General features: G+C 69.1%; 15 protein-coding genes. 10 read left to right on the top strand and 5 right to left on the bottom strand.

What is annotated here, in order from left to right:
- Positions 1 to 27: 27 nt before the first annotated feature.
- A complete protein-coding gene (locus HHL11_RS11835) occupies positions 28 to 618 on the bottom strand; it encodes a hypothetical protein (RefSeq protein WP_169418571.1) in 591 nt (196 codons plus the stop codon).
- 140 nt (positions 619 to 758) lie between these two features.
- Positions 759 to 1139 carry a hypothetical protein gene (locus tag HHL11_RS11830; protein WP_169418570.1) on the bottom strand — a complete coding sequence of 127 codons (381 nt, stop codon included), beginning with the start codon at positions 1137 to 1139 and terminating at the stop codon, positions 759 to 761.
- Positions 1140 to 1355: 216 nt separating this feature from the next.
- Between HHL11_RS11830 and acnA the strand changes: the two genes are divergently transcribed.
- From acnA to HHL11_RS11805, 5 genes are all read left to right on the top strand, one after another.
- On the top strand, positions 1356 to 4010 hold the full coding sequence (acnA, locus tag HHL11_RS11825; protein WP_169418569.1) for an aconitate hydratase AcnA: 2655 nt from the start codon (positions 1356 to 1358) through the stop codon (positions 4008 to 4010).
- Positions 4007 to 5146 (top strand): 2-methylaconitate cis-trans isomerase PrpF family protein, encoded by a 1140-nt coding sequence (locus HHL11_RS11820; protein WP_169418568.1) that lies wholly within the window; start codon positions 4007 to 4009, stop codon positions 5144 to 5146. The genes acnA and HHL11_RS11820 overlap by 4 nt, the downstream gene beginning before the upstream one ends.
- Positions 5143 to 5844: a GntR family transcriptional regulator gene (locus HHL11_RS11815; protein ID WP_169418567.1), complete on the top strand. Its 702-nt coding sequence runs from the start codon at positions 5143 to 5145 to the stop codon at positions 5842 to 5844. The genes HHL11_RS11820 and HHL11_RS11815 overlap by 4 nt, the downstream gene beginning before the upstream one ends.
- Positions 5841 to 6800 (top strand): tripartite tricarboxylate transporter substrate binding protein, encoded by a 960-nt coding sequence (locus HHL11_RS11810; protein WP_169418566.1) that lies wholly within the window; start codon positions 5841 to 5843, stop codon positions 6798 to 6800. The genes HHL11_RS11815 and HHL11_RS11810 overlap by 4 nt, the downstream gene beginning before the upstream one ends.
- A 148-nt stretch (positions 6801 to 6948) precedes the next feature.
- Positions 6949 to 7989 (top strand): S1/P1 Nuclease, encoded by a 1041-nt coding sequence (locus HHL11_RS11805; RefSeq protein WP_169418565.1) that lies wholly within the window; start codon positions 6949 to 6951, stop codon positions 7987 to 7989.
- A gap of 7 nt (positions 7990 to 7996) precedes the next feature.
- Here HHL11_RS11805 and HHL11_RS11800 read toward each other — a convergent pair whose 3' ends face one another.
- A complete protein-coding gene (locus HHL11_RS11800; protein WP_169418564.1) occupies positions 7997 to 8971 on the bottom strand; it encodes a LysR family transcriptional regulator in 975 nt (324 codons plus the stop codon).
- Positions 8972 to 9083: 112 nt separating this feature from the next.
- On the opposite strand from HHL11_RS11800, the gene HHL11_RS11795 reads away from it, so the two are divergent.
- Positions 9084 to 10274 carry an MFS transporter gene (locus tag HHL11_RS11795; RefSeq protein WP_240980058.1) on the top strand — a complete coding sequence of 397 codons (1191 nt, stop codon included), beginning with the start codon at positions 9084 to 9086 and terminating at the stop codon, positions 10272 to 10274.
- Positions 10275 to 10296: 22 nt separating this feature from the next.
- On the opposite strand, the gene HHL11_RS11790 is transcribed toward HHL11_RS11795, so the two are convergent.
- Positions 10297 to 10860, bottom strand: a complete 564-nt coding sequence (locus tag HHL11_RS11790) for a dihydrofolate reductase family protein (RefSeq protein ID WP_169418562.1) — start codon at positions 10858 to 10860, stop codon at positions 10297 to 10299.
- A 78-nt stretch (positions 10861 to 10938) separates the two neighbouring features.
- On the opposite strand from HHL11_RS11790, the gene HHL11_RS11785 reads away from it, so the two are divergent.
- The 3 genes from HHL11_RS11785 to tnpB are packed head-to-tail and all read left to right on the top strand — an operon-like array spanning position 10939 to position 12447.
- Entirely contained in the window at positions 10939 to 11859 is a 921-nt protein-coding gene (locus tag HHL11_RS11785; protein ID WP_169418561.1) for a cyanophycinase, read from the top strand.
- Positions 11860 to 11871: 12 nt separating this feature from the next.
- Positions 11872 to 12048, top strand: coding sequence for an AAA family ATPase (locus tag HHL11_RS34820; RefSeq protein WP_205964257.1), 177 nt, complete (start codon positions 11872 to 11874; stop codon positions 12046 to 12048).
- 42 nt (positions 12049 to 12090) lie between these two features.
- Complete coding sequence (gene tnpB, locus HHL11_RS11775; protein ID WP_169418560.1) at positions 12091 to 12447, top strand: IS66 family insertion sequence element accessory protein TnpB; 357 nt, start codon at positions 12091 to 12093, stop codon at positions 12445 to 12447.
- A 27-nt stretch (positions 12448 to 12474) separates the two neighbouring features.
- Here tnpB and HHL11_RS11770 read toward each other — a convergent pair whose 3' ends face one another.
- Positions 12475 to 13767: a sensor histidine kinase gene (locus tag HHL11_RS11770; RefSeq protein ID WP_169418559.1), complete on the bottom strand. Its 1293-nt coding sequence runs from the start codon at positions 13765 to 13767 to the stop codon at positions 12475 to 12477.
- Between HHL11_RS11770 and HHL11_RS11765 the strand changes: the two genes are divergently transcribed.
- The gene (locus HHL11_RS11765) at positions 13747 to 14712 is read left to right on the top strand and encodes an STAS domain-containing protein (RefSeq protein WP_425355193.1); all 966 of its coding nucleotides are present in this window, start codon (positions 13747 to 13749) and stop codon (positions 14710 to 14712) included. The genes HHL11_RS11770 and HHL11_RS11765 overlap by 21 nt on opposite strands.

Genomic DNA, 14712 nt, shown 5'->3' with positions numbered 1-14712 from the left:
TCGACACCGCTCAGTCCGTGAACGCCCCTAGCGGCTGATCGCATCCACCACCACCCGCGACTGCACCGCCACCAGCGCCACCTGGCCATCCACCTGCACGTACTGGTGGCCTGGCGGCAGCATCGGCAAGGCGGCGCGCAGGTCGGCGGGCACGCCGGTGAGCTCGGCACGTTGCGGGATGCGTTCGCCGATGTTCCATTGGGCAACCTGTGCCGACGCGGGGTGCGCTTCGTAGTACCGGTGGACCAGCGCGGAATCCTTGCTGCTGAAGTAGCCGGGTCCGGGCGACCTGCTGGCAATAGCGGGGCTGCTGCCCATCACTTGCGCTGGAGGAAGCGCCCGCGCCGGCATCTGCTGCGGCGCGGGCACGGCAATGGCGACACGCGCAGGCGGCGGCGTGCGCACGGCCTGGTTGGCGACTGCCACGTCGCGCTCGCGAACCGGCTTGGCCACCGCGGGCTGGGTCCGGTGCGGCCGCGCGGGCCGGATCTGGTCGAGCGGACGCCCGATCACCGCGGGAGCGATCGGTTCCGGCATCGGTGACTCAGCGCGGGCGAAGGGCGCGGCGAGCAGCAGCAGCGCAGCCGCGCAATGCGGGAAGCGGGACGGGACAGGCATGGTTTCCCTCGAAGCAGGCAGAGCAGTAGCCGCGAACTTTGGACTCGCGGCGAGGACCACGCCTGTCGGCATCCCTCCGCTTCCCCGGTCGGACTCAGCCGACAGGGTGACGGGCTGCCTGGCCCAGGCAGCCCGCCGGCTCAGTTGCCGTAGTAGTAGCCATAACCCGGGTTGTAGTAGGTCGTGGGCGCCGGAGCGTAGTAGGTCGCGGGCGGCGGGGCGTAGTACGTGGCGGGCGGCGCGTAGTTGTACGCGTTGGCGGTCTGCCCCACCAGCGCGCCCGCGAGGGCACCCAGGATCAGCGCGCCGGCGACGTCGCCGTTGTCACGGCGGTAGCTGTACGTCGGACCGTAGTACCGCGGGGCGGCGTGGCCCCAGTTACCGCGGAACTGGTCCGCGCGCTGGTGCTGCCAGGCCCCTTGCGCGTGGCCGCCGTCATGGTGGCGATCCTGCGCGAAGGCGGAAATCGAGCCGAGGCCCAGGGTGGCGGCGACGGCGAGGGCAACGAATCTGGTTTTCATGAACTGCTCCTTGTGTTGACTGGATGCAGTTCGGTGCGGATCGCGCCCTGACAAGGGCAGCCCAGGCAAAGCTCCCGTACACGACGTAAGCGAAAGCACAAGGCTGAGGCAGCTCCCAGCCATTCTGTAGACAGATAGTCTGAAAATACCTCGGTATCAACAAAAACCCGGGCCTGCCATTAACTTCTGTCGACAGATCAACCCTATACTCCCGCCATGACAGCAGCCACGACCCGCCCGCCCACCTCGTTTCTCCGACCGGTTCCGGTGCCTGGGCAGCAGGTCGTGCAGGGCTATAGCCTGGCCGCCGCAGCGCCCGGTGTGGCGCTCGATCGCTTGCCCTATTGCGTGCGCGTCCTGGCGGAGAACGTGCTTCGCCACATCGGCCAGAACGGCCTCACCAGCGACGACCTGATGGCCTTGCTGGCGTGGAAACCGGACCAGGCCGAGCCGATCGAAGTGCCGTTCCATCCCGGGCGGGTCCTGATGCAGGACTACACCGGCATTCCCGCGCTGGTCGACCTCGCGACCCTGCGCAATGGCATGCAGGACGCCGGCGGCAGCCCGCGCAGCGTCAACCCGCAGATCCCCGTCGACCTGGTGATCGACCACTCGATGGTGGTCGACGTGGCCGGCCGCCCGGATGCGCTGTTGCGGAACATGGAGCTCGAGTTCTCGCGCAATTCCGAGCGCTTCGCCCTGGCCAAGTGGGCCCAGCGCACTTTCGACAACGTGCGGGTCGTGCCGCCCGGGCGCGGCATCCTGCACCAGGTCAACATCGAACACATCGCGACGGTCGTGCGCAGTGAGGAAGCTGCAGCCAAGGTCGTCGCCTTCCCGGACACGATGGTCGGCACCGACAGCCACAGCACCATGGTCAACGGCCTGGGCGTGCTGGGCTGGGGCGTAGGCGGCATCGAAGCCGAGGCCGCCATGATGGGGCTGCCGCTGGTGACGCCGCTGCGCCGCGTCGTCGGCGTGAAGCTCACTGGCAAGCTCGCCGCCGGCGTCACGGCGACCGACCTGGTGCTGACGCTCACGCAGCGACTTCGCGCCGCCGGCGTGGTCGACGCCATGGTCGAATTCTTCGGCCCTGCCCTCGCCTCGCTGCCGGTGGCCGACCGGGCCACGATCGCGAACATGGCGCCCGAGTACGGCTCCACTTGCGCGCTGTTCCCGATCGACGCCGCGACGACGGCCTACCTGGCGCTCACGGGCCGCAGCGCGGAGCAAGTCGCGCTCGTCGAAGCCTATGCGCGCTTCCAGGGCCTCTGGCGCGACGCCGGCAGTGTCGATCCGGCCTACTCGGACCTGGTGGCGCTGGACCTGTCGGAGGTCCAACCCTGCGTGGCCGGCCCGGGCAAGCCCCACCAGAAGGTCCTGCTGCAAGACGTCGCCGCGCAGTTCGACGCGCACTCGATGCGGCCCTCCGACGTGAAGCTGGCCAACGGCGCGGTGGTGATCGCCGCCATCACCAGCTGCACCAACACGTCCAACCCCGCCGTCATGATCGCGGCGGGGCTGCTGGCGCGCAACGCCGCGCGGCGCGGGCTGCGCAGCCGCCCCTGGGTCAAGACTTCGCTCACGCCCGGCTCGCGCGTTGTCGGCGAATATCTCGAGGCCGCGGGCCTGATGGCGCCGCTGGCCGAACTGGGCTTCCACATCGCCGGCTTCGGCTGCGGAACCTGTGGCGGCAACTCCGGTCCGCTGGCCCCGGCGGTCGAAGCCGCCATCCGCGACCAGCAGTTGCATGTCTGCTCCGTGCTTTCCGGCAACCGCAACTTCGAAGCCCGCATCCACCTGCAGGTGCGCGGCAACTACCTGATGTCGCCGCCGCTGGTGGTGGCCTACGCCATCGCGGGCCACATGGGTCTCGACCTCACGCGCGATCCCATCGGCGTCGACAGCGACGGCCAGGACGTCCATCTCGCGGACATCTGGCCGAGCGCCGAAGAGGTCGAGCAGATGGTCGTCCGGCACGTCGGCCCCGCCGCCTTCGCGGCCGGCTACGCGGATATCTTCCAGGGCGACAAGAGCTGGGAGCAGCTCGATGCCCCCAAGGGCGAACTGTTCCCCTGGGACGATGGCAGCACCTACATCCGCCGTCCGCCCTATCTCGACCTGCGGCGCGCCACCGGCAGCGAGACGCCGACCGGCATCCACGGCGCACGCGCATTGCTGATGCTTGGCGACAGCATTACCACCGACCACATCTCCCCAGCCGGCGCGATCGCAAGCGGCTCGCCCGCCGCGGCCTACCTGCAATCGCGCGGCGTGACGCCGCTGGACTTCAACTCCTATGGCTCGCGGCGCTCCAACCACGAAGTGATGGTGCGTGGCACCTTCGCCAACACGCGGCTGCGCAATGAACTCGTTCCGGGGCACGAAGGCGGCGTGACGCGCCACGCCTCGCAGGCCGATCCCCTCAGCGTGTACCAGGCAGCCGAACGCTATGCCGCCGACAACGTGCCGGTGGTGGTGCTGGCCGGGCGCGATTACGGCGCCGGCTCGTCCCGCGACTGGGCGGCGAAGGGCACGCGGCTGCTCGGCGTGCAGGCCGTGGTCGCCGAAACCTTCGAGCGCATCCATCGCGCGAACCTCGCCAACCTGGGCGTGCTGCCGCTGCAGTTCGTGCAAGGCCAAAGCCGCACGACGCTGGGCCTCGACGGCAGCGAGACCTTCGATATCGACACCTCGCCGGTGCGTCCCGGTGCCACCGTGACCGTCCGCGCGACGCGGGCCAGCGGCGAGGTCGTCGAGTTCCCGACCCGTTGCCGGCTCGATACCGCCAGCGAAGTCGAAGTCTGGCGAGGCGGCGGAATGATGCCCTTCGTCCTCGATCGTCTTCTCCACCAGGAGGCAACGGCATGAGCGCCCACCAGGTCTCGTTTCCCACCGTGTACATGCGGGGCGGCACGAGCCGCGCGCTGTTCTTCAAGGTGTCCGACCTGCCTGCGGAGCGCGCGGCGTGGGACGCGATCTTCTGCGCCGCCCTCGGCACGCCCGACCCGCATGGGCGGCAGCTGGATGGAATGGGCGGCGGCATCTCCTCGCTGTCGAAGATCGCGATCATCGGCCCGTCGACTCGCGCCGACGCGGACATCGACTACACCTTCGCGCAGGTCCCGATCGGCTCCACCGTCGTCCAGTACAAGGGCAACTGCGGCAACATCTCGTCCGCCGTAGGTCCCTTCGCGGTCGATGAAGGCCTGGTCCCAGTGGAAGGCGACGCCGCCACCGTCCGCATCCACAACACGAACACCGGCAAGGTGATCGTCTCGAAGTTTCCGCTGGCAGGCGGGCGCGCGGCGGTGGACGGCGACTTCGTCCTCACCGGGGTAGCAGGCGCGGGTGCGCCGGTGCGTCTCTCCTTCCTGGAGCCTGGCGGCGCCGTCACCGGCAAGCTGTTGCCTACGGGCATGCGGAAGGAAATGCTGGAGCTCGAAGGCTTTCCCTCGGTGGAGGTGAGCGTCGTGGACGCTGCAAACCCGGTGGTCATGCTGCGCGCCGACGCCATCGGCCTGCATGGCGGCGAGAAGCCGTCCGAGCTCGATGCGAACCAGCGGGTGCTCGAACACTGCGAGGCCATTCGCCGGGCCGCCGCGGTCCGCATCGGGATCGCACGCGACCTGGCCGATGCGCGCGAGCGCGTCCGCAGCCTGCCGCAGGTGGCCCTGCTGTCGCCGCCCGCGGTGCAAGGCTGCCACCTGCGCGTGCGCGTCATGTCGACCGGCCAGCCCCATCGCGCGACGCCGCTGACGGGGGGCATGTGCGTGGCGACCGCGCTGCAGCTGCAAGGGACAGTGGCCGATGCGGTCGGCCTGCGGCCGCAGGGCGAGGACGTGGCGATCGAGCATCCGTCCGGCACCTTGCACGTCGCGGCGAAGCTGGAGCAGCGCGAGGGTGAGCCTTTCGTGGCGGAGACGGCGGTGTACCGCACGGCCCGCCGCCTGATGGAGGGCAGCGTGTTCGTTCCCGTCTCGAAGATCCTGGAGGCCAAGCCATGAGCTCGGAAGACGACCTCGGCGGCGCCTGGGAGCCGGTTGCCGACCACGTGCTGCTGCGGCTGCGCGACGCCATCCTCGGAGGCGAAATCCCGCCTGGCGCGAAGATCAGCGAGCCCGAGATGGCGAAGAAGTACGGCGTGAGCCGCGCGCCGCTGCGCGAGGCGATCCGCCGCCTGGAGGAGCGCAGCCTGGTCACGCGCATCCCGCGCCAGGGCGCGCGCGTCGTCGTGCTCGACGCGAAGAAGGTCAACGACATCTTCCAGCTGCGCGAGGCGATCGAAGGCATGGCCGCGCGCGAGGCGGCACTGAACATCACGCCGGAAGAGATCGCCAAGTTGCGCGAAGCGCTGGAGCGCCAGCGGGTCGCGACGGAAATGGCAGCCGACGGCGGCTACCCCTTCAAGAGCCTCGACACCGACTACCACTCGGCCATCGTCCGCGCCAGCCGCAACGAGTTCCTGATCAAGTTCCTCAGCGAGGACTACCACGGGCTGATCGACCTGTGCCGGCGCCAGCAACGCCGGCGGCCCGAGCGGACCTTGCGGTCGATGTTCGAACACCAGCGCATCGTCGATGCCCTGGCCGACCGCGACCCGGAGCTCGCCGAGCTCACGATGCGCCGGCACGTCGCGCGAGCGAAGCAGGACATCCTGCAAAACATGAGCATTCCCCAAGCAGACCAAGGAGACAAACCATGACCGTTCGACGCCGCGTCGTTCTCGCCGCTGCCCTGATGACCGCCTTCGCGGCCCACGCGGAGGACTGGCCGACCAAGCCTGTGAAGATCATCGTCCCGTTCGCCACGGGCGGCGGCTCCGACTTCGTCGCGCGCTTCATCGCCAACAAGCTGCAGGCGGCTTTCGGCCAGGCCTTCGTCGTGGACAACCGGCCCGGCGCCGGCGGCAACCTGGGCGTCGAGATGGGCGTGAAGTCGCCGGCCGACGGCTACACGCTGACGCTGGTGGCATCGAGCTACACGGTCAACCCCGCGGTCTACAAGCTGAAGTTCGACCCGGTGACGGACATTGCGCCCATCGTGCAGATCGCGCAGGGCCCGCTGATCCTGTGCGCGAACCCGGGGTTGCCCGCGAAGTCGGTGCAGGAGCTGGTGGCGCTCGCCAAGGCGCAACCGGGCAAGGTGAACTTCGCGTCCAGCGGAACCGGCGGCATCGCCCATGCGGCCGGTGAATTGTTCGCGCAACGCGCCGGCGTGAAGCTCACGCACATCCCGTACAAGGGCACCGGACCGGCGATGAACGACACGATCGGCGGGACGACGCAGCTGTTCTTCAGCAGCGCTGCGTCGGCCATTCCGCAGATCCAGGGCGGCAAGTTGCGGGCCCTGGCCGTCACGACGGCGCAGCGGGTTCCCGCGCTGCCCGATGTGCCCACCGCACAGGAAGCCGGTGTCGGCAACTACACGGTGACGCTGTGGCACGGGCTCATCGCGCCCAAGGGCACGCCGCCGGCGGTCATCGAGAAGATCAACGCGGCCGTCAACAAGATCATGCAGTCCAAGGAAACCGCGGACGTGCTGAAGGGCGACGGCATGGCGCCGGCCGGCGGCAGCGCCGCGCAGTTCGCCACGATCATCCGCAGCGAGATCGACACCTGGCAGCAACTGAGCACCACGGTCAACCTGAAGGCTGAGTAGCGACCGGCCAGGTGCCGGACCCGCTCTGTCCCAAATTGGTCACATTCGGCCGGCATCCTCGCCGGCTGCAACCAATCGAATGGAGCTCCTCATGCCCGGCATCTGGAATCGCAAAGCGACATGGCTCTCGAGCGCCCTGGCGGGCGCCGTGATGGTCCTCTCCCCCCACCAGGCCTGGGCCTGGGGCCACACGGGCCACGTCAAGATCAGCGAACTCGCCGCCAAGGCCTTGCCGAGGGAGATGCCGCTGTTCCTGCGCAACCCGATCGCCGCGTGGGAGATCGGCGAGCTGGGCGCCGAGGCCGACGAGTCGAAGACGACCGGCATCGTGACGGGCGTGGCGAACGGCCGCATCAGCACGGCCCCGACCGTGCACGACGCCGAGCGCGACCCGGGCCACTTCCTCGACGTCGACGATTCCGGCTACGTCATCGGCGGCGCGGTGCTGCTGGCCAGCCTGCCGCCGACGCGCCAGGCTTTCGACACGGCGCAGCGTGGCGCCACGGCGCCAGCGGGGCAGACGCAGTACGGCGGCTACCTGCCGTATGCGATCATCGACGGCTTCCAGCAGCTGCGGAAGGACTTCGCCATGTGGCGCGCCTTCAAGGCCGGACTGGAGACCGCGAAGACGCCGGCCGACCGCGAATACTTCGTGGCGCACCTCGCGCTGCGCGAGCAGCTGATCGTGCGCGACATCGGCTACTGGAGCCACTTCGTGGCGGACGCGAGCCAGCCGATGCACGTGTCGATCCACTTCAACGGCTGGGGCGCGTACCTGAACCCGAACGGCTACACGACCGCGCCCATCCATGCGCCGTTCGAAGGCTCCTTCGTCCGCAATTTCGTCGACTTCGACGCGGTCCGCTTCCAGATGCGCCCCTACACCGACCGCGGCGTCGCGACGATCGAGCAGCGGGTCCCTCTGTATCTCGCCGAGACGCTGACCGAAGTGGTCCCGGTCTACCTGGCCGCCAAGAACTCGGGCAACGACAACTACGCGACGGCCCAGCCGCTGGAGCTGGCGATCGTGACCAAGCAGCTCGCCGCCGGCGCCTCCGAGCTGCGCGACCAGATCGTCGACGCCTGGCGCCAGAGCACGCAGGTGACCGTGGGCTTCCCGCTGGTGACCGTGAGCGACATCGAAAGCGGCGCGGTGCGGGTGACGCCGCTGACCTTCGGCGCGGACTGAGAGCCGCTCAGCCCTCCACGATCCCCGGCACCGCCTTGCGCATCGCTTCGACGAATCGAAGCAGCCGCGAAGGGTAGTGCCCGGCCTGCGGGTACGTGATCCAGATCGGCAGTGGCGCCGGCTGCCATTGCGGCGCGAGGTGGACGAGGTCGCCGCGAGCGACATCGTCCACCAGCAGCCAGGCCGAACCGGCACAAGCGCCCAGCCCGCGCAGGGCGGCGCTGCGCAAGGCGTACAGGCTGTCGGTGCTGAAGCGCGATTGCAGCGGCACGGCGCGCGTCTCGCCCGTCACGGCATGCGTCAGCAGCAGCTCGTCGCGGTAGTAGGTGCGCAGCGCCAGCCAGGGCAGCGCCGCCAAGGCCTCGGGGTCTTGCGGCACCTTGCCCCCCGCAAGCAGGCCCGGCGCGGCCACCACGATGCGCGGGACGGCGGCGAGCCGGATCGCGATCATGGCGGGGTCGGTCGGCTGGCCGACCTGGATCACGCAGTCGATGCCGCGCGCGCGGGCATCGTCCACCTCGTCCTGCAGCAGCCACTCCACCGTCACGCGCGGCCAGGCGCGCAGGAAGCTTTCCAGCGGCGCGACGAACTGGTCCTGCCCGAAGGCATGCGGCACGGCCACCCGCAGCAGGCCTTCCGGCTCCGCGCCGGCGCCGCCCATGTCGGCCTCGAAGGCCGCCCAGTCATCCAGCAAGGTCCGCGCGCGCTGGTAGCAACGTTCGCCATCCACGGTGAGCCGCATCCCGTGCGTAGACCGCTGCAGCAACGGCACGCCCAGTGACTGTTCCAAGGCCCGCAGGCGCCGGCTGACCGTCGGCTGCGTCGTCTGCAGCAGCGGCGCCGCGGCCGACAGGCTGCCGGCCTCGACGATGCGAATGAAGGTCTCCAGCAGCGCCAACCGGTCCGCGGGCACGCCCGGCGGCGCATCCGCCGGATCCGGCGCGGTGGTCCGGGCGGGCTGCTGGCGAAGTCGTTTGGTCATGCGTTGAGCGTATATCCGTTTTGCCGCGCGCCCGTCTTCCGCAGCGACCATTTGCACGGCAAAGTCCGCCGTCAGAGCAGAACAAGGGTTTTCACCGATGAACGACATTTGCATGACGAATAGCCCCGCGGCCCACCCCACGGGCCCCGGCACGGCGTTGATGGGCCTGCTGGCCGCGGGCGCCGGACTGTCGGTTGCCGCGATCTATTACAGCCAGCCGCTGCTGGGCGTCGTCGGCGCCGACCTGCAGGCGCCGCCCTGGCTGGTGGGCTGGATCCCGACGACCACGCAGCTCGGATACGCGGCGGGCTTGCTGCTGTTCGGCCCGCTGGCGGACCGCTTCGACCGCCGGCGCGTGATCCTCGCCAAGCTGTTCGCCTTGACGCTCGCCCTGCTGCTCGCTGCGGCCGCTCCGTCGGTCTGGGCCCTGCTGTTCGCCAGTGCCGTCATCGGCATCACGGCCACCGCGGCCCAGGACTTCGTGCCGGCCGCGGCCACGCTGGCGCCGCCGGAGCAGCGCGGCAAGCTGGTCGGCACCGTGATGACGGGCCTGCTACTTGGCATCCTGTTGTCGCGCGTCCTGAGTGGCGCGGTCGCTGCGCAAGCGGGTTGGCGCACGATGTTCGTGCTGGCCGCTTTCGCCGTTGCGGCCATCGCTGTCGCGACATGGCGCGTGCTGCCCGCTTTTGCGCGGAATGCCAGCCTGGACTACGCGGCGCTGCTGCGCTCGCTGGCCGAACTGTGGCGCGCACACCCCGCGCTGCGGCGGGCTGCGATCGCGCAAGGCCTGCTGGGCGTCGGCTTCAGCGCGTTCTGGTCGACGCTGGCCGTGATGCTGCACGCCGCGCCTTTCCACCTGGGCAGCGCCGCGGCCGGCGCCTTCGGGCTGGCTGGCGCCGCTGGCGCGCTGGCCGCGCCGTTCGCGGGCCGCATCGCCGACCGGCGCGGTCCCTTGCTGGTCGTGCGACTGGGCGCGGCGATCTCCGCCGCGGCCTTCCTGGCCATCGCGCTGGGCACGGTGCTGCCAGTTGCGAGCCAGCTCGTGTTGCTCGCTCTGTGCACCGTGGTGTTCGACCTGGGCGTGCAGGGCTCGATGATCGCGCACCAGACCATCATCTACGGCCTGGACGCCTCGGCCCGCAGCCGCCTCAACGCGGTGTTGATGACGAAGCTGTTCGTCGGCATGGCGCTCGGGTCTGCCTTGGGCAGCGTGCTGCTGGCGCGTGAGGGTTGGATGGGCGTGATGCTGCTCGCCACGCTGACGTCGGCTGCGGCGCTGGCGGTGCAGGCGCGCCGCTCGTGATGGTGCTCGAGCGGCCTCGTCCTCAGGACTCCTGCCGCTCGTAACGCATCGCCACCGCGCCGGAACCGTACTTCACCTGCTCCACGAGCTTCAGGTCGACCGGCTTCGACAGCCCCGCGAACAGGGTCGGCCCATGGCCGGCCAGCCGGGGATGCACGACGAGCTCGTAGTCGTCGATCAAGCCCAGCTCCGCCAATGCCTGCGGAAGCATCACGCCGCCCACCAGCAGCCCGCGACCGGGTTGCTGCTTGAGCCGCCGGACCTCCTCTGCCAAGTCGCCGCGCAGCAGCTCCGCGTTCCAGTCGACGCTGGTGAGCGTGCGCGACACCACGTACTTCTTCTTCGCATCGATCGTGCGCGCGAACGGTTCCATCCAGGCCGGCATCCAGTCTGGCCGCACGCCCGTGCGCGCCGGTTCGCGCCAGGCGGATTCCATCATCTCGTAGATGACCCGCCCGAAGATCAGCGCATCGGCCTGGGCGATGGTCTCGGCCGCGCGATGGTGCAGTTCTTCGTCGGGGATGATCGCGAGGTGGTCGCAACATCCGTCCAGCGTGACGTTGATGGAATAGCGCAGGCGTTGCATGCGTGCTCCTGGAACTCGTGGCTCGCAAGCATACGGCTCCTTGGCGCCTAAGCCAAAGCTACACTGGGGTCCAGCCCTATGCGTCGACGCGACCTGCTGATTTCATCGCTGCTCACCGGCTCGACGCTGCCCCTGGCCGCGCAAACGCCGGCGCGCGGGCGGCTCGTCATCGTCGGCGGCGCCGAGGACCGCGTGCGCGACCGGCTGGTCCTGCGGCGCTTCCTCGAATACGCCGGCGGCCCGCAAGCCCGCATCCGCCTGCTGGCCGCGGCAAGCTCCGTACCCTTGATCGTCGCCGAAAGCTACCGGAACGCATTTGCCGAGATCGGCGCCCGGGATTTCGAACTGCTGCCCTTGCTCGATCGCGACGCCGCGTCCCGGCCCGAAGTCGTCCAGGCGATCCTGCAGGCGGACGCGATCTTCATGAGCGGCGGCGACCAGTCGCGGCTGATGGACGTGTTGCGCGACACGCCCGCGGCCGCCGCGCTGCACTACGCCCACCGGCACAACGGCTGCTGCATCGGCGGCACGAGCGCTGGCGCCGCGGTGATGTCGCGCCACATGATCGCGCAAGGGCCGGCGGTGCGGCGCCCGCGCAAGGACGTCGTCGCCATGGGCATCGGGCTCAGCCTGCTGCCGGCGGCGATCGTCGACCAGCACTTCTCCGAACGCGGACGGCTCGCGCGCCTGTTCTCGGCGCTCGCCCAGCGGCCCGACCTGCTGGGCGTGGGCATCGACGAAGACACGGCCCTCGTCGTCGAGAGCCAGGAGGCGATCGAGATCATCGGTAGCGGCGCCGTCACGCTGGTCGACGCTTCTGCCGTGCGCACCAACATCGGCGAGCTGGAGCCGAAGAGCGAGATCGAAATGCTGGGACTGCAGTTGCACTCCCTTCCCTCTGGCCACCGCTATGCGGCGCACATGTCCCGGCAGAACGCGGCGTGGCCGGCGGGATTGCTGGAGTCGGTGCAGCGGCTGGTGGCGCCGGCTTCGGCGTAGGTGGCGACGGGCATGCTCGTCGCACTCTCAGGCCTGCCCGGGACCGGGAAGACGGCGATCGCGCGGCTGCTCGCCAGGCGGCTGCCGGCCGTCCACGTTGGGCGGCTCCCCCCTTCCCGTCGCTGCGGCGCCGATCCGGATCGAGCTGCGGCGCGGCACGTTGTCCGCATCCATCGCTTGGCCGCTTGAGGCAGCGGGTGCCTTCGGGGCGTGGCTGCGCGAGCTGTTGATGTGATCCGAGTCGATGCGCTCTGGCTGGCCGTTGAGCCGTTGGACATGCGCTCAGGTACCGAAGCGGCGCTGGCCCGCATCGTTCGTCTCTTTGGTGGGGCCCTTCCTCATCACGCGTACTTGTTCGCCAATCGGCGAGCCAACCGCATGAAGGTCCTGGTGCACGACGGCATCGGAGTCTGGCTCGCCGCCAGGCGTCTGAATGCCGGCCGACTCGTCTGGTCCCATGAGGAGAGCGTCACGAGGTCGCTGACCCAGGCGCAGTTCGACGCCCTGGTTCTCGGCCTTCGTTGCAGATCATCGGCACATGTCGCAATTGCGCGGCGCTACGGCCGGGCGCCAGCGGTGCGGCAGTAGTTCGCCAATGCGGCTGGCCGCTCTATCTCACGCTCCACGGGGAGTGCTGAGCGGAAGTGTCACGGTGAAGACGCTACCTTGCCCGGCCCCGCCGCTCCGGGCTTCGACTGCGCCATGGTGATCCTCTACCAGCCTGCGCACCAGTGCCAGTCCGACGCCCAAGCCACATTCGCCCGGCGACCCGTTGCCCTGCACGAACAGCCCGAAGATGTGCGGCAGCAGGTCCGCCTCGATCCCGCGTCCGTTGTCCTTGACCTCCACCACCGCTTTGCTGTCTGCACACGAGACAGCGACGACGATGTTGCCGTTGGGTGCCGTGTAGCGCGCCGAATTCTGGATCAGGTTGCATAGAACCTGCTTCATGCGTCGAGGGTCGACCTGCACCCACGCGGGCACGTTAGCGAGCCGCAGGGTGACCTCGTGCCCCTTCGCAGTCGTGGAGCCCGCGCTCATCTCGACTGACTGCGCGACGAGCTCGTTGAGGTCCGCCAGTTCCTTCGCAAGCACCACCTTGCCCTGCGCGATCTGGGCCGTTTCCATCAGGTCCTCGACCATCTGCGACATCTGCCGGGTCTGGCGCTCCATCAGATCCGCCAGCCGGGTGATTTCATCTGGGTCGATGGTCGGGCGCTTGCGCATGAGGTCCACTGCCAACTTCAGCGTTCCCAGCGGATTGCGCAGTTCGTGCGCCAGGGTGGCCACGAACTGGTTCTTGCGCGTATCCGCGCGTTCCAATTCCGCCTGCTTGGCGCGAAGCTCCTGGTGGATCTTCAGCAACTCGCGATTTTGTTCTTCGACTTCTTCGCTCGCCGAGAGCGGCCCGCGCTCGGCGAGATGCGCGGCAATGTCATCGAGCCGGGCCGGTGTGAGCCGCGCAACCGTGCGCGGCAGTTTCATTTCCAGCCGCACAGACGTTCCGCCGGTCGGCCGCGATTCCACCAGAAGCCCGTCGACCAGCCGGCTGCTGCCGACCAAGCCCATCGGGATGCGTCCGTTTGCATCAGGAAGGCCGCTCATCGCCTTCGCCACATCCTCGATGCCGCGCCCTTCATCTGCGACCACCGCGACCACACCTTGCTCGCGCGCGGCGCCAATGTCTTCCACCATGAAGGACACCGAACCTCCGCCCGCGTACTGGACCGCGTTGCGCGCGATCTCCGACACCGCGGTGGAGAACCGCGTCTGCTGCAGAGCCTCCAGGCCACTGAGGACAGCGACCTTGCGGGTTTGCGTGCGCACCGCGGGCAAGTTGTTGGCGCTGATGGAGAGGGTAAGTAGCTGCTGGCTCATCTGGAGGGGATGTCCGGAGGGCCGGGCCATGAGATTGTCTTCTACAAATGCCGGCGCAAACGCGACAAGAGCCCCATAATCGGCCGCTCACCCATCCCGGCCCTTTGCGGCCACTCCATGACTTCCCACACAGACACTCTGGTCCGGCTCCTCGGCGAGCAGGACTCCCAACTACTGGACGATTGGCTGCAGGAGGCGGGTGGACTTTCACCCCGCATCTCCGAGGGGGCCAGGAACGGCATGCGCGCGGAGGCACGGGAAATTGCGTCGAGCACGCGTGCTGCACTGAGCGCCGGCGGGAATTTGGACGACATTTCCGGCCCCGCCTGGGCAGCTTTGCGTCAGGCGCTCGAGTCGCTGTCCCGGTCGAGGGCGGCGCAGGGGCAGTCCGCCGGCGACACGAGTCTGTTCGTGCTCTCCTTCAAGCGGCCCTTGTTCGCGCGCGTGCAGGCGAGCGTGCCGGCCGACGCGCAACTGGCCGCCGCCTGGTCGATCTCCTCCATGGTCGACCGGATGGCGCAGTGGACGGTCACCACCTACCAGGGCACGCGCGAAGAGCTCATTCAACGGCAGCAGTACGAGTTGCTGGAGCTCTCCACGCCCGTGATCAAGCTGTTCGAGGGCGTCCTGGCGGTGCCCATGATCGGCACGCTGGACTCGAACCGCACGCAGGTGGTGATGGAAACGCTGCTGCAGCGGATCGTCGAGACGGGCTCGCGGCTGGCGATCATCGACATCACCGGCGTGCCGACGGTAGACACGCTGGTGGCGCAGCACCTGCTGAAGACGGTGAGCGCGATCCGCCTCATGGGCGCGGAATGCATCATCAGCGGCATCCGCCCGCAGATTGCCCAGACGATCGTGCACCTGGGCATCGACCTGCAAGGCGTCGCGACGAAGTCCAGCCTGGCTGACGCGCTTGCGCTCGCGATGCAACAACAAGGCTTCGTGGTCACCCGCACACGCGGGAGTTGA

The sequence above is a fragment of the Ramlibacter agri genome (assembly GCF_012927085.1).
GTDB lineage: Bacteria > Pseudomonadota > Gammaproteobacteria > Burkholderiales > Burkholderiaceae_C > Ramlibacter > Ramlibacter agri.
Note: the sequence above shows the minus strand (reverse complement) of the source record. Positions and strands in the feature narration are given on the sequence as shown.